At 48.0% G+C, this 23,693-nt stretch carries 14 protein-coding genes; 11 read left to right on the plus strand and 3 right to left on the minus strand.

Annotated features, from left to right (window positions below; all coding sequences use genetic code 11):
• The first annotated feature begins 160 nt into the window (after nt 1-160).
• Nucleotides 161-6,727: a cadherin-like beta sandwich domain-containing protein gene (locus tag RQP52_RS18750; RefSeq protein WP_315953277.1), complete on the plus strand. Its 6,567-nt coding sequence runs from the start codon at nt 161-163 to the stop codon at nt 6,725-6,727.
• Between the two features lie 57 nt (nt 6,728-6,784).
• Here RQP52_RS18750 and RQP52_RS18755 read toward each other — a convergent pair whose 3' ends face one another.
• A complete protein-coding gene (locus RQP52_RS18755) occupies nt 6,785-7,837 on the minus strand; it encodes a LacI family DNA-binding transcriptional regulator (protein ID WP_315953278.1) in 1,053 nt (350 codons plus the stop codon).
• A 141-nt stretch (nt 7,838-7,978) separates the two neighbouring features.
• Between RQP52_RS18755 and RQP52_RS18760 the strand changes: the two genes are divergently transcribed.
• The 7 genes from RQP52_RS18760 (at nt 7,979) to RQP52_RS18790 (ending at nt 17,274) form a co-directional block, all read left to right on the plus strand.
• Nucleotides 7,979-9,382 carry an FAD-dependent oxidoreductase gene (locus RQP52_RS18760; protein ID WP_315953279.1) on the plus strand — a complete coding sequence of 468 codons (1,404 nt, stop codon included), beginning with the start codon at nt 7,979-7,981 and terminating at the stop codon, nt 9,380-9,382.
• Between the two features lie 126 nt (nt 9,383-9,508).
• Entirely contained in the window at nt 9,509-11,125 is a 1,617-nt protein-coding gene (locus RQP52_RS18765; RefSeq protein ID WP_315953280.1) for a response regulator, read from the plus strand.
• A gap of 15 nt (nt 11,126-11,140) precedes the next feature.
• On the plus strand, nt 11,141-12,967 hold the full coding sequence (locus tag RQP52_RS18770) for a cache domain-containing sensor histidine kinase (protein ID WP_315953281.1): 1,827 nt from the start codon (nt 11,141-11,143) through the stop codon (nt 12,965-12,967).
• Nucleotides 12,968-13,135: 168 nt separating this feature from the next.
• Nucleotides 13,136-14,050 carry an ABC transporter permease gene (locus RQP52_RS18775; protein ID WP_127453198.1) on the plus strand — a complete coding sequence of 305 codons (915 nt, stop codon included), beginning with the start codon at nt 13,136-13,138 and terminating at the stop codon, nt 14,048-14,050.
• A 15-nt stretch (nt 14,051-14,065) separates the two neighbouring features.
• On the plus strand, nt 14,066-14,941 hold the full coding sequence (locus RQP52_RS18780; protein ID WP_315953282.1) for a carbohydrate ABC transporter permease: 876 nt from the start codon (nt 14,066-14,068) through the stop codon (nt 14,939-14,941).
• A gap of 76 nt (nt 14,942-15,017) precedes the next feature.
• The gene (locus RQP52_RS18785) at nt 15,018-16,571 is read left to right on the plus strand and encodes an extracellular solute-binding protein (RefSeq protein ID WP_315953283.1); all 1,554 of its coding nucleotides are present in this window, start codon (nt 15,018-15,020) and stop codon (nt 16,569-16,571) included.
• Nucleotides 16,572-16,650: 79 nt separating this feature from the next.
• Nucleotides 16,651-17,274 (plus strand): SGNH/GDSL hydrolase family protein, encoded by a 624-nt coding sequence (locus RQP52_RS18790; protein ID WP_315953284.1) that lies wholly within the window; start codon nt 16,651-16,653, stop codon nt 17,272-17,274.
• 269 nt (nt 17,275-17,543) lie between these two features.
• Here RQP52_RS18790 and RQP52_RS18795 read toward each other — a convergent pair whose 3' ends face one another.
• Together RQP52_RS18795 and RQP52_RS18800 are read right to left on the minus strand one after the other, a co-directional pair.
• Nucleotides 17,544-19,013 carry an S-layer homology domain-containing protein gene (locus RQP52_RS18795; protein ID WP_315953285.1) on the minus strand — a complete coding sequence of 490 codons (1,470 nt, stop codon included), beginning with the start codon at nt 19,011-19,013 and terminating at the stop codon, nt 17,544-17,546.
• Between the two features lie 24 nt (nt 19,014-19,037).
• Nucleotides 19,038-19,451 (minus strand): hypothetical protein, encoded by a 414-nt coding sequence (locus tag RQP52_RS18800; RefSeq protein WP_315953286.1) that lies wholly within the window; start codon nt 19,449-19,451, stop codon nt 19,038-19,040.
• A 142-nt stretch (nt 19,452-19,593) separates the two neighbouring features.
• Between RQP52_RS18800 and RQP52_RS18805 the strand changes: the two genes are divergently transcribed.
• From RQP52_RS18805 to sdaAB, 3 genes are all read left to right on the plus strand, one after another.
• Nucleotides 19,594-21,609: a helix-turn-helix transcriptional regulator gene (locus tag RQP52_RS18805; RefSeq protein ID WP_315953287.1), complete on the plus strand. Its 2,016-nt coding sequence runs from the start codon at nt 19,594-19,596 to the stop codon at nt 21,607-21,609.
• Between the two features lie 355 nt (nt 21,610-21,964).
• The gene (locus RQP52_RS18810; RefSeq protein WP_315953288.1) at nt 21,965-22,807 is read left to right on the plus strand and encodes an ABC transporter ATP-binding protein; all 843 of its coding nucleotides are present in this window, start codon (nt 21,965-21,967) and stop codon (nt 22,805-22,807) included.
• A 207-nt stretch (nt 22,808-23,014) separates the two neighbouring features.
• A complete protein-coding gene (sdaAB, locus tag RQP52_RS18815) occupies nt 23,015-23,692 on the plus strand; it encodes an L-serine ammonia-lyase, iron-sulfur-dependent subunit beta (protein WP_161409878.1) in 678 nt (225 codons plus the stop codon).
• Nucleotide 23,693 lies beyond the last annotated feature (1 nt).

Below are 23,693 nucleotides of genomic sequence, written 5' to 3' on the forward strand. Positions count from 1 at the left end.
CATGCTCGGTTTTTTTAATTGAGAATAATATTTGACAATCTATGTTTCTAGTGGAAATAATGCAATCATTTTAATCTTATTATCATGTGAAAATAGAAATTCGTATGATAAGCTTTACTGGTCATGTATTTTATTTTGACAGATGTTAAGGAGGGATAATTTGATAAAAGGTCTACAAAGAGCAAGTATTATGCTCATTTGTTTCTTGCTCGTTTTTGGAACGATGCTGGGGCAAAAGACAATGGCAGCAACTCAGCAGCCAGGTGATCAGCACAGCGTAATTCCGAACGAGCCTATAACAGGCGCCGCTTTTGGAAGTAATGTGTATGTGGCGGTGGGCTATTACGGCAAGATTTTGAAGTCAATCAATGGGTTTGATTGGCAAATAGCCGCGGATAGATCACGCCTAGATGTGACCTATACCGGCGTTACATTCGGTGGCAATCAATTTGTCGCCGTCGGGGATCAAGGGACGGTAATGACGTCTCCGGACGGAGACGTATGGACGCAGCGCGATTCTACGATATCGAGCAGAATTGATAGAGTTGCATATGCGGACGGGATCAACAAGTTTATCGCGGTTACGACGGGTGGCAAGGTGATCACCTCTCCAGATGGTAAGACCTGGTCATCGATGACGATCGGGACGAGCAATAATTTGACTTCCATAGCGGTCAGCGACAAGGCGATCGTAATTGGCGATTCTGGCGGTTATGTACATACTTCTACAGATGGAAAGACTTGGTCTAAGCATACGAAGCTTTCGGGTTCATTTTTTATTAATTCTGTGCTGAGTCTTAATAATCGTTTCTATGCCAATGATGCTTTGGGATCAAGTTATACATCCCTTGATGGAATTACCTGGTCTGGTCCATTCAGAGCAGCCGGCAATACGTCGAGCCAAATATTTGGAGGCTTATATGACAATGTAAATTCCAAATATTATTTGTTTGGCTACGACGGGACGTCTTATGGCGGTATTTTTACGTCCACGAATGGTACAGATTTTCAACAGCAAACCAAAGGCTCCACAATGACATCCCAAAATGCCTTCTATGCAAAGGGCGTATTTATGCAGCTAGGCAATGATGGCATCGTAGTTTCCACCGATGGAGTGAATTGGCAATATCCGTATGGCGGGTCATTTGCCAATGTGATTTATGATGGAACTCGCTATCTTGCCGTTGGGCGAAATGGGAATGATGGCTTCATTAAAGGGTCAACTGACGGCATTAATTGGTCCAAGGTTAATTTGAACTTGGTTCCTGCGATGGCTTCCATTATTTATTTTAATGGCAAGTATGTTGCTGTCGGCAATTCGGGAACGGTTGTTACATCAAGCGATGGCACGACTTGGACGGTAAATCCCACGGCGATTTCGGATTACAAACTTACTTCGGTTGCCTATGGGAATGGTGTGCTCATTGCAGTTGACGAGATCGGTACGATCTATAAGTCAACGAATAATGGAGTGACTTGGTTACCACCCGTTAGAGAAGATACGGATAATTATAACGCCCTGCAGTTCGTTTCCTATACGAATGGGAAATTCTATGCCGTTGGAGATTATGATACTTATCTGGAGTCGACAGATAATGGGGATAGTTGGCATACAGTTGCCTCTACTGCGGTTCCTTCCGCAGCTTTCTTCAACATCAATATGATGCAGCAGGCGGACATTCCGGTGACTTTAACGAACGCCCTGAAAAGCATCAGTGTCAGCAACCAGGGTACGGTTTTGACCCAAGGTACTGATTTTACGGTGTCCGGTAGCGTTGTAACGCTGAAAAAAGAGTTTTTGTCTCAACTGGCTGAAGGATGGCAGACGTTTACTTTTCATTCGAGTAATGGAGCATCGCAGACGTTTGCAGTAAAGGTAACAAACACATCCTCCACATTAGGTCAGGCGACAAACTTGAAACTGTCAAAAGACGGAATCGCCACTTGGAATCCAGTGTCTGGCGCAGCAGGCTATGAAGATCAGCTGTACCGCAATGATTCCGTGTGGGGCAGCGCAGTTTTGACGAGTGCCAGTACCCTAAGTGCAAATTTCCTGAGCGCTATGCGTTCAGCAGGCCCTGGCAAGTATACATTTAAAGTAAAGGCAAAAGGAAATACGGTTAACTACAAAGACGGGCAGCAATCGGCGGCTTCGAATATTGTAGAGATTTATAAAGCACCATCAGAAGATGGATCGGCGAATAAAGCGGGAACCGCGCAAAATGCAAACTTTAGCATTAAAGTGAATAATGCTGTAAATGGAGCGCTTGTGACAGCTCAAGTGGCAGGTGTAAATGTTTTACGGACAGTAGCAAACGTTACTGCGGATGCAAGCGGCAAAGCAACGCTGCCTATTGATATCACAAAGCTTGCAGAGGGCAGCAACGATATTGTGATTGCTTTTACCGTTGGAACGGACAATTTCTCCGAAGAATTAACGGTTACGCTCACGAAAGACATGATTGCACCTCTTGTACCAACGGAAGACGGAACGGCGGATAAAGCAGGGACGACACAGAATGCGAATTTCAATATTGTCGTTAATGCCGAAACCGATGCCAAGGTGACAGCGCAAGTTGGCGCTGCGAATGTGCTTCAAGCTGGCACTGATGTTGAAGCGGCTAATGGGAAAGCAACGCTGCCGATTGATCTGGCGAAGCTTGCTGAAAACGCCAATCAGATCGTCATTGTTGTGACGGACGCAGCAGGAAACGCATCAGGTGCACTGACGGTACCTGTCACGAAAGATACGATTGCGCCAAACAAACCGCTTGAAGACGGAACAGCAGACAAAGCAAACACGACGCAGAATACCAATTTCGATATCATCGTAACCGCAGAGAATGGGGCAAAGGTGACAGCGAAAGTGGGAGGCACGAATGTGCTGCAGTCTGGTTCGGAAGTAACGGCGGCGAATAATAAAGCCGTGCTGCCGATTGATGTAATGAAGTTGGCGGAAGGACCGAACAGCGTCACAGTTGAAGCGAAAGATGCTGTTGGTAATACCTCCACTACCTTGACGATTACTATCACTAAAGATACAAGTCCACCCAATGTTCCAACGGAAGACGGAACGGCCAACAAAGCGGGAACGACTCAGAACGCTAACTTCAGCATTTTCGTAAATGCGGAGGCGGGTTCTGTAGTGACAGCAAAAGTAGGAGGCGCGAACGTCCTCCAGTCGGTAACAAGTGTTACGGCTGCTGGCGGTAAAGCGACGCTGCCTATTGATTTTACGAAGCTTGCGGAAGGATCCAACGTAATCGAAGTTGTCGCAACAGATGCGATAGGCAATGCTTCTAATGCTTTGACCGTTGCGGTAGCGATAGATACGACTGCTCCAAGTACTCCAACGGAAGATGGAACAGCGCCGAAAGCTGGTACGACGCAAAACGCAAACTTCAGCATCATCGTAAATGCAGAAACGGGAGCAGCGGTGACAGCGAAAGTAGGCGGCACCAGTGTTCTGCAATCGAGTGTGACAGCTGTAAATGGCAAAGCAACACTGCCTATTGATCTCTCACTCCTCACAGATGGCGCAAACAATATTGAGATTGTTGCAACAGATGGTATGGGTAATGCCTCCGGCACATTGACAGTACCTGTAACCAAAGATATAACACCACCGGCTGCACCTGTCGAAGATGGAACGGCCAACAAAGATAACACGACGCAGAATGCCAATTTCGACATCATCGTAACCGCAGAAAACGGAACAACGTTGACGGCGACAGTAGGCAGCACGAATGTGCTCCTGTCTGGTTCGGAAGTAACGGCGGCGAATAATAAAGCCGTGCTGCCGATTGATGTAACGAAGCTGGCGGAAGGACCGAACAGTATCGTAATTGAGGCGAAAGATGCCGTTGGCAACAAGTCCGTTACCTTAACGATTAGGGTCAATAAGGATACGAATTCACCAGATGCTCCGATGGAAGACGGCACGGCCAACAAAGCAGGCACGACGCAAAATGCGAATTTCAACATTATTGTAAACGCGGAAACGGGTTCAGCAGTGACAGCAAAAGTAGGAGGCGCGAACGTCCTTCAGTCGGTAACAAGTGTTACGGCTGCTGGCGGCAAAGCTACGCTGCCTATTGATTTTACGAAGCTTGCGGAAGGACCTAACGTGATTGAAGTTATCGCAACAGATGCGATAGGCAATGCTTCTAGTGCTTTGACTGTTGAGGTAGCGATAGACACGACTCCGCCAACTGATCCTACGGAAGATGGAACAGCGCCGAAAGAAGGTACGACTCAGAACGCAAACTTCAGCATCATCGTAAATGCAGAAACGGGAGCAGCGGTGACAGCAAAAGTAGGCGGCACTAATGTTCTAGAATCAGGAACGAGTGTGACGGCTGTAAGCGGCAAAGCAACACTGCCAATCAATCTCTCACTTCTTACAGAAGGCGTAAACAACATTGAAATTGTTGTGACAGATGGTATGGGGGCTGCTTCCGGCACATTGACAGTACCTGTAACGAAAGACACGTCACCGCCGGTTGTACCTGTCGAAGACGGGTCAGCAGACAAGGATAACACAGCACAAACGGATAACTTCAACATCATCGTTGATACCGAATCGGGTGCAAGTGTCACGGCAAAGGTCGGAAATACGAATGTCCTACAGTCTGGAACGAGTGTAACAGCTATTGGTGGCAAAGCGATCCTGCCTATTGATTTGTCGAAGCTGGCAATGGGCGACAATCATATTGCGATCGTTGCAACGGATGCCATTGGCAATTCATCTGCAGCATTAACGGTCAAGGTTACCCGTGAGCTAAGTTCAAATGCTGATTTAAGTGCTTTGGGTGTTAGCCGTGGAAGCTTGAATGAGATTTTTGCAGCCGGCACGACGAGTTACACATTAAGCGTAGCCAATAACGTCGAGACCATGACGGTTACCCCAACGACAGCGGACGCTGGCGCGAGTGTAACTGTAAAAGGCCAAACGGTACAAAGCGGTCAGGCAAGTGCGGATATTGCACTTGTTGGCGTGAATCGCATTGAAGTTGTTGTAACAGCTGTGAATCACACGACGAAAACCTACACGATCGATGTAACGAGAATTAGCAACAATGCACTGCTTGCAGACTTGTCGGTCGATCAAGGGACGTTAACACCGAATTTCTCGAACTCACAGCTTCATTATCAAGTGGAAGTACCTAATACGGTTTCAGGTCTCAATATGCTATTAGTAAAGGCTGAGCCTAGTGAAACGATTACTGTAACGGGTGCAACTTATTCCTCTGTAACAGGCGATGTTTATACCTACAGTGCTAGCAATTTGAATGTTGGTTCTAACACGATTAGCATTGTAGTAACTGCGCAGGATGGTACGACAAATAATACGTATAGCCTGACTGTTGAACGCACGCCTATTTTAAGCGAGAACGCAGACATGAGCAGTTTGGCGCTTTCGAGTGGAGCACTGACGCCGGTATTTACATCCGGGCAAACGAGTTACACATCCAAAGTGGCATATGGAATATCCAGTCTTACGGTAACTGGTAGTTTGGCTGATAGCCATGCGACGATGACTGTCAATGGAACACCGGTACTGAGCGGCCAAACTAGCGGGAATATTCCTTTAACTGTCGGGGCGAACACAATTACGATTGTCGTGACAGCGCAAAACGGGACGAAGAAGACTTATACAATTACCGTGAATCGCGCTGCTCAGGAAATTACGGATGAGCATGAACATGAAGACGCCGGTAATGGTGGTTCCGCAACATCAAATCCTACTTTTGTGACTGGAACAAACGGTCAATTAACACTTCAAATAGGTCAATCAGGAGTAGTTAGTTTGGGTGATTCAATTACCATTTCTATTCCTGCCGGAGCTATTATGAAAGAATTGAAATTATCGATTGAAAAATTAGTGAACACTCAAAATCTGATTACGGAAAAAGAGGTTCTTTTGAGTCCGATCTTTGAGAATTTGAAAAACTTCTCGGAGAACTTCAGTAAACCGGTCACGTTGAGCTTATCTTTTAACCCATCGGCTGTTCAAAAAGATCAAAGACCATCTGTCTTCTATTATGACGAAGTGCAGAAGCAATGGGTGGAAGTCGCTGGGGGCACTGTGAATGGGGATCGAATTACTGTAGCGGTGAATCATTTTACGAAATATGCGGTATTTGCTGTCGGACCAAACGAACCAACGAAGGAGCCTTCCGACAACCTTGCTTTCCGTGATGTGGCAGGACATTGGGCAGAGGTTAGCATTAAAAATGCGGTTAACGGAGGCATCGTCAGCGGATATCCGGATGGCACGTTTAAACCGGATTCAACAGTAACTCGCGCTGAATTCGCGGTTATGCTCATGAATGCGTTGAAACTACAAGGCGAAGGAGCGCAACTAACCTTCACAGACAATGCTAAAATCGGAGCCTGGGCACAACAAGCTATCGGAAAAGCAGTCAAAGCAGGCATCATTCATGGTTATGAAGATGGCAGCTTCCGGCCGGATGCTCCAATCACACGTGCCGAAATGGCCGTCATTATCGCAAACGCGATGGGGGCATACACGACGGCAGGTGCGGCTACGGGCTTCTCGGATGACGAGACGATCCCGGCATGGGCCAAAGGCAGCGTTGCATTCGTGAAGCTAGCGGGTATTGTGCAAGGTCGAGACAAGAATACGTTTGCTCCGCAAGCTAACGCAACAAGATCCGAATCTGTTGTGGTTTTGTTAAAAGCTTTGGAAAAAAAGAACAAATAGTATGAACTTAAAAGAGGCTGTCCCTGGTCATTCACGACTTTGGGGACAGCCTTTTTGTTATACAGTAGTAGATCCCAAATTCTCAGCCGTCGTCCGCCCAATCCACAGCTCCCCCTGAATGCGAATATGCTCACACGGCAGCGTGGGATTCGCGATTCGCCAGAGCATGCGATCGGCTGCCCGGTAGCCGGTCTCGCGAACGGATAGTAGCGGCCGGGTGAACTCCGGCATGGATGCGGGCTGCTCATTGAGCATGCCGATGAGGGAGATGTCCTCGGGAATGCGCAGCCCCAGCTCGGTGCAGAGCTGATACACAGCCGGGACCTCGCCGTCGACGCCGCAGATCAAGGCGGTAGGTGCGCTGCGAAGCAGCTTGGCGCGCAGATCATCCAGCCAATGCGGATTCGTACTCCGCGCATCGATGGAATGCTGGCGGGGATCGATCGCCGCCTCAAATTCATTCATGGCATGCTGGAATGCCTGCCAGCGCAGGATAAACCCACGTTGTTGGTGCGTATCGCCAACATACATGATACGGACATGCCCGATGGACCGCAGGTAGGCAACGGCTTGGAAAGTCGCTTCATAGATGTCCCAGATGACGCTGTCTACTTTGGTGCCGAGCGGTGGATAGCTCAGCAGAATTTTGGGGATCGGAAGCTTCAGAAGCTCATCTTCCCAAGACTTGGGCGTCAGACTGGGCGCTATGAAGATGCCGTCGGTGTAGGCAATGCCATGCTCCTCCAGCCAGTCGGACATCTCGCTGCTCCGAATGGAATTCGGCAGCATACAGACTTCGATGTGGTGGCCGAAGGAGGCGAAGCGATCCTGCAGGCCGCCGATCAAACGTGCATGATAGCTCAAGGAGGCCTCTGTTTGAACAAGCAGGAATCTCATTTTCTCTACAGGATATGGAGAGATATGCTCGGCGCGCAGGCTGCGAATTTGATCCTTGGTAAAATACCCTCGCTGCTCCATCGTTTCGAGGATAAGCTGGCGGGTCGTCTCGGACATGCCGGGCTTGCCTTTTAATGCTTTGGAGACGGTCTGTACGGTGACTCCGAGCTCTTTGGCGATTGTTTTCTGTGTTACGTCTTTGCGTATTGGCACGTGATTCCACCTCACAGTTGACATGCTGCATCTTGATTTCTATCGTACCATGATCGCTTTTTTGATTAAACTAAAATTAAACTAGTTTCACTTTCCGGTCGGACTATAATGAAGGTATTAGATCCTATGGAGGTAGAACAAATGGCTAAACAAACGGCACAAACCATTACAATTTCATCGGAACTTCCAATTTCCTATACACCGGACGTCGTCGTCGTCGGAGGCGGAGCATCGGGTGTTGCCGCAGCCATGGCAGCAGCACGCAATGGCGCAGACACACTGCTGATCGAGCAGCGGGGATATTTGGGAGGCATGGGGACAGCAGCACTCGTACCGGCATTTTGCCCATATTCGGATGGCGAGAAGCCGATCATACGAGGGATTGGTCTGGATCTTCTGAACGAGATGAAGCGGGCAGCAGGGGATGCGTTTCACGAGCGTTATAAGGAACAGTTGGACTGGGTGCCTATCGATGTCGAAACGCTGAAGCGTGTGTACGATCAGCAGGTTTTGGAAAGCGGTGCCAAAATCTTGTTCCACACCGTTGCGGACCAAGTGCTGCTGGAAGGAGACCGGATCAGCGGACTCGTGATCAGCAACAAATCGGGACGTTCGGTCGTTCAAGCTAAGCTGTACATTGATGCGAGCGGGGACGCGGATTTGGCGGCGCTTGCCGGTGTACCGTTCCAAACGGGCGGGGAAAATGGTGAGCTGCAGCCGGGAACGATGTGCTATCTCGTGACGGGAGCGGATAAAGCGCGTTTCGATCAGTTCTGCCAGGACTCGGGGCAATCCAAGCAGCTCGACAAAACAATTGTGGAAGCGCAGCAAAACGGAGATCTTCCAGAAGGCCGCAAGCGCGTATCCGGTATCGCATGGATTACCGACTCTATTGCGGGATTTAATTTTGGACATATTTTCGGCATTGATGGTACGAGCGCGGAAGATTTGACGTATGCGGCTATTGAAGGTCGCAAGCTGATCGATGTTCAAATCAAGTTCCTGCGCAAGTATGTGCCAGGGTTCGAGAATATTCATCTCGTACACTCCGGCGATCAAATCGGTATTCGGGAAACACGCCGCATCGCGGGCGACTACACGCTTGTCGTGGATGATTTCATCTCCATGCGGACGTTTGAAGATGATATTGCGCGTAATGCATACTTTATCGATATTCACCTTGCCAATGCCAGCAGCACGATGGTTATCAAGCATTTGCCAAAAGGCAAATCGCATGGGGTTCCGTACCGATGCATGCTGCCACAAGGAAAATCCAACCTTATCGTTGCCGGACGTTCTGTTTCGTCGGACCGTCCTGTACAGGGCTCGCTGCGCGTAATGCCGAACTGCTTTGCCATGGGGCAAGCGGCCGGTACGGCTGCGGCCATGGCGAGCGTGACTGGCGCCGGTTTCCGTGAGGTGAACATTCCGGAGCTTCAGCGCAGGCTGGTGGAACAGGGGGCTTGGCTGGGCGAAAATCCTGGAAAAGTAGAAGCCGTTACGGTGGCCTCCGGTCACATTGAATACGACGAGGAAAGCAATTAAATCAAGGAGAAGATCGTCCCAGACCTGCCTTTGGCAGCAGGGGCGATTTTTTTTGATCATAGTCTATTTCGAACACGACAACTAGCAAGTATACTAGAATCACTGGGTAAGGGAGGCGCATACAACATGTTTCGACTCGTAATTGTAGATGATGAACCTACTGTGAGGCATGGATTAATGTCTTATTTTGAATGGGAGAAATATGGCATTGAAGTTGTTGGTGAAGCGGATGATGGAGACGTAGGTCTGGAAGTGATTGAGAGCCTCAAACCGGACATTGTTTTGACGGATGTTCGCATGCCGCAGATGGATGGGATTCGTCTTTCACATGCAATTAAAGCGCGTTTTCCAACGATGAAAATTGTGTTTGTAAGCGGGCATGACGATGCGGATTATTTGAAATCGGCACTCAAGGTCAATGCGGTGGATTATATTTTTAAACCTGTCGATAGGTTGGAACTGGCCGCTGTTGTCGAACGGGTCGTCAATGAACTCAAGGAAGCGGAACAAGAACGCACTTATATCGTTGATATGCAGGCAAAACTGACCCAAAGCATGCCTTTGCTGCGTGAAAAGTTTCTGATGTCATTAATTCGGGACGGAATCCCGCACCCAGGCAGGATCAAAGACCGGCTTGATTTTCTAGGGCTCGTGCTGCCTAGCGAAGCGGTTTATTGGACGATTGTTGTGAAAATCGATGATAGCGATCAAGTTGTAGCGACGCGCTCCGAGAGGGATCAGCAGTTGCTGGCTTACTCTATTTTAAACATTATTCAGGAAATCATTGGGAAATATATGCAGGGATATGTATTTGAGAATCGCAATGGCGAATATGTCGGCATTCTGAGGATGGGCGAAGAGGATACCCAGGAGGAGATGCTTCTTGGTGTGGCGGAAGACATTCGGGATAGCTTGCTTAAGTGGCTGAAAATAAGTGTTACGATTGGCGTAGGCGAGCGAATATCCGAGTTGGCTGCTTTGCCGCAATCGTATAATCGGGCGCAGGAAGCTGCTGATCATCGCTGGTATCTGGGGAAAAATCGCATTATTTCCATTGACCATTTGGAACATGATAATGAAAGCGTGTACCGTTTTGATGCTGCGCAGGGAGAACGCATTATGTCAGTGGTCAAATCATCGGATAAAACGGCGCTGCATGCCGAATTGGACGATGTGTTTATTCCGCTTGCTCAGAACCGCAGGTTAGGCTTTTCAAACGGGCGAAACGTGAGCTTGCAATTAATTTTGCTGACAAGCCGACTTTTGCAGGAGCTGAATATGCTTGGACCCGACATGGAGAAGAAGGAGAGAGACTTGTGGGAACGCATTTTTAAACAGGAGCGCATGGCGGATTTGCGTCAAATTGTGGAGGAGCACCTTCTGCAGGTATGTGAAAGCATTGAGGAGAAGCGCAAAGGGAAGCCGAAAAACGTCATTGAACGCATCCACGCCTTAATCGAACAGCGTTATGCGGAGAATTTACAGATTGGGGATATTGCCAAAGAGGTCTATTTGTCATCCACGTATATGTGTTTGCTGTTTAAACAGGAGACGGGCGAGACGATTAATGAGTTTCTAACCAAGGTGAGAATTGAGAAAGCGAAGGAGCTGCTCAGCGATCCCCGTAATAAATTTTATGAGGTTTGTTTTATGGTAGGTTACTCAGACCCCAGCTACTTCAGCAAGTTGTTCAAAAAATATGTCGGACTTACCCCGAGCGCATATCGTGACCAGATGATATAAAGAAGGTGCCACTCGATGAAACGGCTGCTTATTAATGGTTGGAATTATGTATTGCTGCTCACAAACGGTGTGATGGCGGCAAAATATTGGCTGCTAGGCTATGTGCTGTTTATCCTCATTCCTGCGGCTGTTCTGCTTGTCATGCATACCCAGAGGTCCTCGCACATCTTAGAAGAGGAAGTAACGAATACGATGCTGCAAACGCTTAAGCAAGCGAGCATTAACTTGGATTTTCAATTCGATTCGGTCCGGGATACGTCCAATACGTTATTTATGAACCCGAAGCTGGCGGAATATTTGAATCGTAAAGCCACGATCGATCAGCAGCTGGAATCCCTGAAAGAGCTGCGTATTTTGGTAGATAGTGCAGAGACGAATACGAATGTGTTTCGGGTTCGTTTGTTCGTCAATGGGGATCGCATGTTTACGGGCGAACGGGTTAACTTTTTTACACAGGAGAGTCTGAAGAACTGGCCTTGGTATGAAAAGGTGATGAATTCAGGAGGCGCAATCGTGTGGTCGGGCGCTTATTTGGAATCCTTTATCGATCAAGGGCCTGCCTATATTTTCTCCGCTGCCCGTATGCTTCGGGATTTGCACGAGTACGACCAAATTTCCGGTGTGCTGCTGATCGATGTCTCTGAAAAAACGATAACCGACATTTTGAATAAAATTAAGTTGACCAAAGATGGCAATATTTATTTGATTGCAGACGATGGCCAGATGATCTCGAATCAAGACAAGTCATTGCTTGGTAAAAAAATGATGGAAGGCGACCCGTTGAGCACGATTGCACTTCATGATGAAGGCGTCGTTCGTCTGCTTGATGATAAAAATCCGCGATTTGCCATTTATACAAAGGTTGCCTCAACGGGGTGGAAACTTGTTGCTGAAGTGCCGCAATCGGAAATCAGCTCGCGAGCTGTTGCGTTGAACCAATTTTCTGGCGTGGCGACGATTTCGACCGTAACGATTTTGTTTCTTTTGCTCGTGTTTATCCTTCTGGCGATGATTGTTCGCAACATGAACCGGCGCATTCAAACGGTGATCAGGACGATTAAACGAGGCGGTATTGAAAGTTTGGATGACCGTACATTCAATGCGGGAGGCGACTTTAAGCTGCTTGAAAATAGTGTGGATCATCTCATCCACCGAGTTCATGGTTTGATGGAGGAAACCTATCAATCCAAAGTGCAGGAGCGGGAGGCTCAGCTTCGAGCCTTGCAAGCGCAAATTAATCCGCATTTCTTGTACAACACGCTGGATACAATTAATTGGATCGCCATCGGTCATAATGCGCCGGAGATTTCCAATATGATTAATGGCTTGGCCAAATATTTCAGGCTCAGTCTCAATAAAGGCAGAGACCTGGTCAGCGTGACCGATGAACTCAATCTGGCTAAAGTGTATTTGGAAATCCAGCAAAATCGGTTCCCGAAGAGTTTCGAGGTGTATTTCGACATCGAAGAGGGGCTCGACGACTTGGAGATGCCGAAGCTAACACTGCAGCCGATTGTCGAGAATGCGCTCCTGCACGGGATTCGCAGATCCAAGGGCAAGACCGGCACCATCCTCGTTGGCGCGAGAAAAGAAGATGGAGCTCTGGTCCTTTCCGTTACGGACGATGGCATCGGCATGGATGAGGAGCTCGTGCAGAGCCTGCTGACGCAGCCTCGTCCTTCGATGAAATCGGACGGTTCCGGGAGCTCGTACGGACTGTACAACGTCAACGAGAGAATCAAATTGTTCGCCGGTGATCACTACGGGCTGTGCATTCACTCCACGCTGGGGGAGGGAACGACCGTTACGGTGCGCATCGCATATAAAGAAGTCGCCTCTTAGAGGCGACTTTTTGTGTTAAAACCATAAGATTGCACCAGAAACAGAAATATTACCATCTACATTTCATTTGTGCCCACCGATATAATTGTCCTATAAGAACACGGAGGTGAGCCATTCATGCGTACAACACGAGCAGAAATAGAGCTGCAAACAGCTCACGCCAAGCCAATGACCAAAGGTAGTGGCCGTCTGAAGCTGATGCTGAGCAATTATGATATGTACTTGTTGCTTGTGCCTGGATTGATATTTTTGTTGCTGTTCAAATATGCGCCGATGTACGGCATTGTGATTGCTTTTCAGGACTTCAATATCTTCGACGGATTTAGTGGGAGCAAATGGGTAGGGTTGGATCAATTCGAGAAGCTGATTCATTCGGAAGAGTTTTATCAGGTTTTCATCAACACGCTGCTGATCAGCCTGTATAAGATTGTGCTGCTTTTTCCAATCCCGATCATCATCGCGCTTTTCTTAAATGAGGTGCGCAAAGTCTTTTTCAAAAAGACGATTCAAACGATCATTTTCCTCCCGCATTTCTTATCGTGGGTCATCATCTCGGGCTTGTTCATTAACATTCTGTCACCGACAGGCGGCTTGGTGAACAACGTCATCCAATGGTTCGGCGGTGAACCGATTTCCTTTTTCCTGGACAACCAATTTTTCCGTAGTGTCGTTGTATTTACAGCAGGCTGGAAGGAATCCGGATGGAACGCCATTATCTTTATCGCTGCTATCGCAGGAATCGAGCAAGAGCAGTATGAAGCAGCTTCCATTGATGGTGCGGGACGTATTCGACAAATGCTTTACATTACGCTGCCTGGCATTTTGCCGACAATCATTTTGATCTTGATTTTACGCTTGGGTTACTTGCTTGAGGCGGGTACGGAGCAAATTTTGACGATGTACAATTCAGTCGTTTATGCATCCGGCGATGTCATCGGTACCTTCGTGTACCGGCAAGGTCTTGGTCAGCAGGACTACAGCTTTAGTACAGCGGTCGGGTTGTTCAACTCTGTTGTCGGGTTCATCCTGATCGTAGCCGGCAACGAACTGAGCAAAAAGTTAATCAAGCGCAGCATCTGGTAGGAGGCGAAAACAATCATGCACAAAAAAACGATTGGTGATAGATCGCTGGACTTCTTCATTTATCTCGTGTTAATCATCTGCGGTTTAGCGACTTTGCTGCCGTTAGCGAATATTTTATCCAAAGCCATAAGTGATGAGTCAGCTGTAGTTTCCGGTAAAGTGGGAATTATTCCGATCGGCTTTCAGCTGGATACCATGAAATACGTCGTTTCCTCCAGCCAGTTTTTACATTCAATTGGGATTTCACTGCTAATTACGGTGGTGGGCACGTTTCTAGCGATTCTGATCACAGCATTAACCGCATACCCCTTGTCCAAAAGGCATCTGCCCGGCATTTCCTTCATCATGCTGCTGTTCATTTTCACGATGATGTTTAATGGTGGTATCATACCGAACTACTTGTTGATGAAGCAGCTTCATCTGATTAATAACCTGTGGTCCATCATGCTGCCGGCCCTGATTAGCGTCTTTAACATGTTGGTCATTAAAAGTTATTACGAATCCTTGCCGGAAGCCTTGGAAGAATCGGCTAAAATGGACGGCGCCCGCAACTTTACGATTCTTTTCAGAATCATTATTCCGCTAAGCGTTCCTGTTATTGCGACCATCGCGCTTTTCTATGCGGTGTACTTTTGGAATGATTACTTTCATCCGATGCTCTACATCAATGATGCAGGTTTGAAGCCCTTGCAGCTATACTTGCGCGATATTGTGATGGATGCGGACAGCTCCAACGCCGTGAATAAAAGCGTAGACGATATGATGAACGTTTCACCGGAAGGCATTCGTGCGGCAACAGTTATTGCGTCCATTATTCCGATGTTGTTAGTGTATCCGTATCTGCAAAAACATTTTGTCAAAGGCGTTCTGATCGGCTCTGTGAAAGGGTGAATGAGCATTAATGCCCTTGATGTTAGCGTCGAGGGTTTAATGATATAGTATATACAATTACTAGGGAGGTTTGCACATGTTAAAAAGACACAATAAAGTCATGCTTCTAACACTTGCAGCAAGCTTATCGGTTACTTCACTTGTTGCTTGTTCGTCCAAAAGCAATACGCCAGCAGGCAGTAATGCAGCCCCGGCAAGCGCAGCGCCAGCAGCAACAACTTCCGGACCAAAGCCAGAATTGAAATCGCTTCAAATTTGGCAAAAGGACGATTACAACACGTACCCGGTTGCGAAATTCCTGGAACAGAAAACAGGCTACAAAGTGCAATATGATATGCTCCCTCAGGATAAAGCGGCAGACAAGCTTAACATTCTTATCGCTTCCGGCGAACCTTATGATGCTGTTACAACAGGAGGAACGACGGACTTCAAAGCACTATTTGCCGATTATGCGAAAAAAGGCGCGTTGACAGACCTTGGACCTCTCATTGATAAATTCGGACCGAACATTAAAGCCTCCGTTGATCCAGCCGTGCTGGAAGCGGCTAAAGTAGACGGTAAACTATATGCGATTCCAACCAAAACGATTTCCTTCGCCGGTGAGAGTTTGTATGTGAGACAGGACTGGCTCGACAAAGTAGGCATGAAAGCACCGACAACATTAGATGAGTTGGTTGCTGTTTTGAAAGCGTTTAAAGAGAAAGACCCCGGAGGAAACGGCGATAAAAACATTCCATTAACGATTAAAAGTGAAGCCATGTTCATTAATAACATCGTTGGTGCATTCGGTATGCCGCTTTTCTGGAACGATGTGAACGGCAAGCTGACGCCACGTATTCTGGACCCTGCGTTCAAAGATTATGTGACATTTGCGAGCGATCTTTTCAAACAAGGGCTGCTGGATAAGGAGTTTGCTGCTAACAAAGATGCTACGGCCAAAGAGAAGTTTACAAGCGGTAGAGCGGGGATGATCATGATTCACTGGGCAGATGTTCCTGTGGTTAACGATGCTCTTGTGAAAAATAATCCTAACGCGAAAGCGAATTATATCCCTGCGCTGAAAGGTAAAGACGGCAAAGTTGGTTTGAGCGCTGCGACAGGTTTTGACCGCATTACCTTCATTCCTAAAGCGTCTAAACATGCGGAAGATGCTATCAAATGGATGAATGCGAAGCTGGAGCCGGCAACGTTTAAAGAAATGGCGATTGGCCAAGAAGGTAAGCATTACACGTTCAAAGATGGCGCATATACGCCAATTCAACCGATTTTTACGGATGAGCGCAACCAAGCGAACAATTTCTTGATGGGCACCGATGATAAAAACTATCCAACCTACTGGCAGGCACGTGTACGCAAAGATATGCGTTTGTTCGATGCTTGGAACTTCATGAACACGATTGAACCAGAGAGCACAAGAATCAAAGATCCATTAGGCCTTGCTCCGTACTTGCCTGAGTTCTCGAAAAACTTCCAACAATTGAACACGATGGTGGGAGACTATACGACGAAGCTGATTTTCGGGGCGGAGCCTATCAGTGGCATTGAAGCTTTCCAAGCCAAATTCAAATCGTCCGGCGGAGATGCCAGCTACAAAGAAGTGAATGATTGGTACGCGACTGCAAAAAAATAAGCAAAACGGAACGAGAAGAGAACGTGCCCTGCATTTACTTGCTGCATGTTCTCTTTTTATAAAACATGGAGGAAGAGCTATGAGATTAAAAGATCAGCCCAAATGGCAGGGGAAAAGCTGGTGCACGTTAGGAGACAGCATTTCAGCTGCAGGTGGTTATCAACCATTAGTAAGCGCAACGCTTGGGTTCTCCACCGTCCTGAATGAAGGCAAAAGCGGATGCCCGCTCACTGCGGGAGGAGACCGAGATTACGGCGCGACTGTCCACGTCGGCAGGCAGCTGGAGCCCGTTTATGATTGTGTGACCATCTTTGCGGGGACGAATGATTTTCGGCTGGATAAACCGATTGGACGCAAGGAAGAGCGGGATATTCATACCTTTTATGGAGCCTATGTCACCTTAGTGGAGGATATTCTAAGCAAAAATCCGGCGTGCCGTCTCAATTTATGGACACCGCTGCAAAGAGATAAAGACGGCTTCGACATTGATTCCGTGAATGCGGAAGGGCATCGTCTAGCCGACTATGTCGAGGTTATTCAGGCAATTGGCATCGAGTATGCGCTGCCTGTGCTGAATTTGTATGCGGAAAGCGGCTTTAATCGCTTCACGTTGGGCTTTTTGAGCAGTGATCGCCTGCATCCGAATCAGGAGGGCTTTAAGCGAATTGCCGCTATGGCGATTCCTTTTCTTGGGCGCATTTAGCGCCGATTTCTCCTGCTATTTTCGGCAATTCATCTACTTTTTCCCAATTAAATGGAAAATATGCAGCTAATTTCGCCAGGTCCAGCAGATTAAATCAGTTGCTGGCGAATTAGCTGGAGCTTCTACCGTTATTCCGCACACTTGCCCCTGTGCAGCGCGGAATAACGGTAGTTTTTCCATCTGCTCCGGCTGAAGCGCCGAAACGGATCATCCTCCCCGTAACAGCGCCGCAGCATGATTAACGGGAGGGAGAATCCAATCCCGTTCACCTACTTATAAGCGTCAAATGTCCGCTTGACGAGGAGGATCGCCTGCTCGCGCGTCGTGCTGCCCAGCGGGTCGATGCGCCCTCCGCCAACGCCATTCATAATGGCGTGGTTGACGGCGAATCGAACCGCATCCAACGCCCACGGCGCGATCAAGTCGCTGTCGGCAAGGCCGGAAGTGCTGCTGATGTTCAGCGTGGCGGCAGGCTTCGCCGCCTTCACAGCGCGCATCAGCATGACGCACAGCTCTTGCCGTGAAATGCTCGCGTCCGGCGAGAAGCCGGTCGCGGAAACGCCTGTGACAATGCCGAGCTGGAACGCTTTCAGCACGTCGACGTTCACCGTATCCGTGAACGGATTCGGCGCAGCCGCAGCCGCCGGCTTGCTGCTGAGCGCTTCGTAGAGCTTCACGGCGATGCCGGCGAACTGCTCCCGAGTGATAGGCTGCTGGTAGTTGCCAAGCACCGATGGTGTCGTGAGCGATGCAGCGATGGCCAGCTTGAGATCAGCTTTGGCCCAGTCGCTGGAGCCCTTAACGGCCTCTTCCAGCAGCGCCTCAATGTTCGGCTGACCGGCGTCGCCTTGCGTACCGCCTTGTGTGCCGCCTTTGCTGATCGGTCCCAGCCCATCCGGTATCTTCACGTCTACGGCAGGCTTGAGGTCGATGACTGGAACCTTGGTAATCACTTTGTTTTTACCAACGAGAACAGGGATTTGAACGACAGGATTAATTTTATCCACAATAACCAGGCCGTCACGAGGGGCTTTATTCCAAATGAACACCGTCTCGACGCCTGGAATTACATTGTCGGGCAGTGTGTACTTGTCAATGACCGGTGTTACGGTATAGGCGTATAACGTATTCTTATTTTTATTTGTCGCTTTATCGACGGTTGCTACAGGTCCGAAATCACCGGCTGTATTTTGCATGTTGAAATATTTCGTGCCATCCGGACCGTCGCGTTTAATGACATAGGAAGATTCCATGTTGGAATTATCATTCCAGGTGAGTGTCACCGAGCCGTCATCATTGGCGGAAGCTTGGAAATCGCTGGTTTCCCCCGGCTGCATGACTTTGAAGGGCCCTTCGGTTCGCTCCAAATACGTATCGGAGCCCAGAATCGGGACATAATGCACCATAACGCGAATCCTCACCGAGGTGATGGACGGATCGATCGGGAGGCGGAATTGAGCGCTAATCGACTGGCTTTTCAACTCGAGAACGTTATGCCAATTAATATTGTCGGTGGAATATAACATCTCGAAGGATGCTATCTTGGTCCCAATAGCTCTGTCATCACTATAGATGACTGGGATGTCTGCGCCGGCAATTAAATAAGGATCACTGCCTCCGATAAAAAAATATTGCATTTGGACCTGCGCATGAGCGCGCGGAGCTGGCAGCACGAGACATATCGCCAACATGAAGACAGCCAATAAGGGAATCATCTTTCGCTGAAGACGCATAAACATGAGCTCTCCTCCACCATTGGTTAATTATTTGATCACCTTATACGAGATATGGACGGATGTTTCGCCCTTACCTCCCACTAGTCTGGAAACGGTATACTCAACACCAAGCGTACCGTTGCTTCCTGAAAATAGAAATGCTCCCTCGGCAGGTACTTCGTCCATGGTAAAACCGTACTCCTTGAACCTTTTGCGTGACAGCTCGGCGGTTTCCTTCACATCTTGTTTCATGACATAGTCGATGGTGTCGCGGCCATCAGCCTGTGAAGCTTCAATGCTGCTCGCTCCATCAAGGATGAGGATCTGAATGTTTTTCGGGATGTCATTGGATGCCTTGGTGGAGGCCTCTGTGGAATCGGGCGCCTCTTTGCCGCAAGCAATAACAAATGAAAGTAGGCTGACACATAACATTACCATCACGTTTTTCCAGATGTGTTTCATCTCACTTACTCCTCCTAAACTCCGCACTCAGGTGCATGTGTACTAACGATAGCTCAATAGGAATATTGGCACTACTATCCTATGGTATATTTTGGTATGATACCTTCGTATAAAAATCCGAACATTAAACGGGTGGGAAACGATGGCGGAAATAAACGGCAGATTGATCGTGGGCAGACAGCGCGAATTACAGATGTTTAACACATTTTTGCAGAGGACTCACCCTGAAAAAAGATTGCTGAACCTATACGGCACAGGCGGAATTGGCAAAAGTTTTCTGCTTGATGAGTTTCGGCAACTTGCAGCCGAACGAAATATGCATGTGATTTCGCTGGATAGCCGTGATATCGTACATACACCATCTTCTTTATGCCAGCATGTAGTTCAGTTGTTAGAGCGACTTGACGGCAAGCACGTCTCTGTCTCGACATCGGATCAACCCCTCTCCACGATAGAAAGTATTGGAATTCTGAATCGAGCAGCGACAGAGCATAGGTTGCTTTTAGCCATCGATACGTACGAAGAAATGGGGGAGCTTGATCATTGGCTTCGGGAGCAATTGATCAAAGAGCTGGATCCTTCTATTTCTATTGTGATTTCAGGCCGTTATGCGCTGCAGGGCGCTTGGAAATTGTCCTCTACATGGAGACAGTGTACGGTGCAGATGCCGCTCTCGGATCTATCGTTTTCGGACGTAAAAACTTATTTACATAACCTATCCATCTTGGATGAACATACAATTTACTGGATTTGGAACCAAACGAAAGGGCATCCGCTGACGCTCTCTTTAACGGCGCAAACGTCCTCCCTACGAGAACTCATTCACCTGCAGGAAGTTGAAGTGCTGCCCTTGATTACGAAGCAGTGGTTAAAAGAGGTTTCTCAGCCCGCCTTGCGCAGAATGGTAGAAGCTGCTTCCGTATTAAAGCATTTTAATCAGGAGACACTTGCTCATGTGTTAGAAGAGCCGGTTACGGCGGAACAATTTCAGCTGCTTACCGAGTTATCGTTCGTCAGAAGAGTGAAGCGGGGATGGCTGCTGCATGATTTGGTTCGCACGGCTTTCAGCCAAGAACTTAGTGCAAGGTCACCTGAGTACTATGCGACTCTAAGGCGCAAATGCATGATGTATTATTATCATCGAACGATTCGGAGTATTGGGAAGAACGACGATATTTCGCCCGAAGTCAGTGATTTCTTCCACTATTTTGGGGATGAACTGATTCTGCAGTTTTTCAATCAAGACACTGCTAGCAACTATTTTGAGGTTATGGACGAAGCGAATTTTGCCGATGCCGAACGTTACATCCAACGCCGTTACGAGGAAGCCCAAGAGTATCGAATTCCTTATGTCGACAGCGCCACGAATCAAGCGGGAGAGTTCGTTATCACGCGTGAGCAAAATCTGTTTAATCTCAAACATGTGCATTTGCGGGAGCTTGCTGGTTTGGGAGCAGGCACCGTCCGTCTGCTGCGCAAGCCGCAAGGGGAAGTTGTCGGATTAACAGCGGTCATTCCGATCAATGGTTCAACCATTGATTATTTATTGAACAAGCCGCTTTCGTCGGCGTACTTTCGCAGTTTGCCTCAGGAACAATTGGATGAATTTGTTCTGCCATCCGAAACACCTGTGGGATACTACATACAAACGATTGATGTATCAAACTATAACGATATGAGCTTGTTAGCAGACACGGGACATTTCTTCATCACGCTGCTGCTTACCGGCGGGTTTGTTGCCGGATCTCCGCCTCCGATTCCGTTTTCCACAGAAATTCATCACCGCCTGGGTTGCGAAATGTCGCCTGTTGTCCATTACGATTACGATCAGGTGACGCCAACGCATACCTTCACAACGGATACGAGAGGGCACAAGCTGCAAGCGTATCTGCGGAAAATGATGCTGAAACTCGGGATGAGTGAGTTCATTGAGAATGAACCTGATGCAGAGCCTCCGTTCGTACCGCTAACGGACATACAGCGCAAAATCTCCGATTTGTTAATGCAAGGCATGACGAATGCCGAAATTGCCAAGCAGCTTTTTTTAAGCGAGATTACGATCAAAAAACACCTTACGGCGATTTTTCAGAAGCTGGAGGTGAGAAACCGCACACAAGCGGTACAGAAGCTGATCCTCAGCCGCAAAGGCGCTGTGTAACGTTAAGCCTCCTTAGCTAAGCGGGCTTGTTGGATACCCTTTGTGCCGCGGCGCGTATGCTGCTTTATGCATAGGAACTACAAGGCTTTCTCAAATGGTCATAAATGACCTGGGGAAGTCTTTTTTTGCAGAAAAATGTGATTCACCGTGCAGCAAAGGAGACGTCCATTCACGGAATGGATGAAATTGGCGCTTGCATATTGAATTTTGTTGAAAATGATTCTCAAAATCATTGACAATGGTTTTCATCAACTATACACTAAATAAATAAAGTTTGGATTCCACTGACCTCACATACCAAGTTGAATATACACAATTTCGTTTGATCATATAGCCAAGGAAGGATTGATGACCGATGCACGCCATCGAGGCCCAACATTTAACGTTAACTTATGGAGATAACAGTATCTATGAAGATTTGGATATTGCGATTCCTAAAGGGAAGATCACCGTGTTTATTGGCAGCAATGGTTGCGGTAAATCAACGTTACTTCGTTCGTTGGCCAGGTTGCTGAAGCCTACCAATGGCAGCATTTTGTTAGACGGGCAAGCCATCGCCAAGCTTCCGACGAAGGAAATTGCGAAACGTTTGTCCATTCTGCCACAAGGACCGGTTGCTCCGGAAGGATTAACGGTGCTCCAACTCGTCAAGCAAGGGAGATACCCCTACCAGAGCTGGCTGCAGCAGTGGTCCGCAGAAGATGAAGAGATGGTGACGAAAGCACTGAAGGCTACGAATATGCAGCAATATGCGGATCGTACGGTGGATTCCTTATCAGGCGGACAGCGGCAACGAGCTTGGATTGCCATGACGTTGGCACAGGGAACGGATACGATTTTACTCGATGAACCGACCACGTATCTGGATATGTCGCACCAAGTTGAAGTGCTTGACCTGTTATTTGAATTGAATGCCGAGCAGCAGCGCAGCATCGTCATGGTTCTGCATGACATTAACCTGGCTTGTCGTTATGCCCATCACATCGTGGCTATTCATAACAAGAAGATCGCTATCCAAGGGACGCCGGAAGATATTATTACCGAGGAAACGATTCGTACTGTGTTTAATATGGATTGCCAAATTATTCAGGATCCGCTGTTTGGAACGCCGCTTTGCATTCCATTCGGCAAGGGCAGGAAGGTTAATGAGCAGGAGCAAGTCTCCAGCAACCTGGCAGAAGCTGCATTGGTTGTTTAAGCCTCTACATAAGTAACCAAAGTCTCTATTTAACGCTTTTGCGTGGATAGAGGCTTTTCTTGTTGCACTCACAATTGCCATCACTAAAGAATGAGACCGGGGCATTTTGGGAAAATAAGGACAAGATATTAGACCTTGTCATTCGCAGAAGCACTTCATACAATAGTAGTATAAAGCTTTAACCTCTTAGGATTGGAGAACTGCATGATGCGCTTTAAAGATGTGTTTTCCATCATCGGACCTTCCATGATAGGTCCATCCAGCTCCCATACAGCGGGAGCCGTCCGTCTAGGACGTGTTGTCAGGCAGCTGCTCGGCGAGCAACCAACGAAAGCTGAAATTACTTTATACGGGTCTTTTGCGGATACATACCGGGGACATGGTACCGACTTGGCGCTTATTGGCGGCTTGCTCGATTTTGAAACGGATGATCCGCGGATTCCGGAGGCCGCCGAAGAGGCGGAAGCTCGGGGTGTGGAGATTGCCTTCCTCACAAGTAAGGATAAGGCTGATCATCCGAATACGGTCAAATTTACAATTTCCTCGGGAACCAAAGAAGTGAGTATGATTGGGGCATCCATCGGTGGCGGGAACGTTGAAATTGTGAATGTGAATCAATTCGATGTGAAATTTACCGCGGTATATCCTACGTTGATTATTTCTCATCACGACCGGCCGGGGATGATCGCAGACATTACCACCTTGCTGGGACGCAACCAGATCAATATCGGATTCATGGATTTGGATCGGAAAGGCAGGGACCGCGAGGCGATGACCGTCATTGAAACCGACGTCTCCGTTCCGGATGCCCTGATCGAGGAGCTCAGCTCCTTAAGCATGATATTTGATATAAAAAGAGTGGATCTCGCAGAAAGAGGCGAATAAC

This window comes from Paenibacillus violae (assembly GCF_032461945.1).
GTDB classification, from domain to species: Bacteria; Bacillota; Bacilli; order Paenibacillales; family NBRC-103111; genus Paenibacillus_E; species Paenibacillus_E violae.

Bases quoted from the DNA above. Each gene is read 5' to 3' on its own strand.
- RQP52_RS18760 (WP_315953279.1), top strand. From the start codon at position 7,979: ATGGCTAAACAAACGGCACAAACCATTACAATTTCATCGGAACTTCCA.
- RQP52_RS18765 (WP_315953280.1), top strand. From the start codon at position 9,509: ATGTTTCGACTCGTAATTGTAGATGATGAACCTACTGTGAGGCATGGA.
- RQP52_RS18770 (WP_315953281.1), top strand. From the start codon at position 11,141: ATGAAACGGCTGCTTATTAATGGTTGGAATTATGTATTGCTGCTCACA.
- RQP52_RS18775 (WP_127453198.1), top strand. From the start codon at position 13,136: ATGACCAAAGGTAGTGGCCGTCTGAAGCTGATGCTGAGCAATTATGAT.
- RQP52_RS18780 (WP_315953282.1), top strand. From the start codon at position 14,066: ATGCACAAAAAAACGATTGGTGATAGATCGCTGGACTTCTTCATTTAT.
- RQP52_RS18785 (WP_315953283.1), top strand. From the start codon at position 15,018: ATGTTAAAAAGACACAATAAAGTCATGCTTCTAACACTTGCAGCAAGC.
- RQP52_RS18790 (WP_315953284.1), top strand. From the start codon at position 16,651: ATGAGATTAAAAGATCAGCCCAAATGGCAGGGGAAAAGCTGGTGCACG.
- RQP52_RS18795 (WP_315953285.1), bottom strand. From the start codon at position 19,013: ATGTTTATGCGTCTTCAGCGAAAGATGATTCCCTTATTGGCTGTCTTC.
- RQP52_RS18800 (WP_315953286.1), bottom strand. From the start codon at position 19,451: ATGAAACACATCTGGAAAAACGTGATGGTAATGTTATGTGTCAGCCTA.
- RQP52_RS18805 (WP_315953287.1), top strand. From the start codon at position 19,594: ATGGCGGAAATAAACGGCAGATTGATCGTGGGCAGACAGCGCGAATTA.
- RQP52_RS18810 (WP_315953288.1), top strand. From the start codon at position 21,965: ATGCACGCCATCGAGGCCCAACATTTAACGTTAACTTATGGAGATAAC.
- sdaAB (WP_161409878.1), top strand. From the start codon at position 23,015: ATGCGCTTTAAAGATGTGTTTTCCATCATCGGACCTTCCATGATAGGT.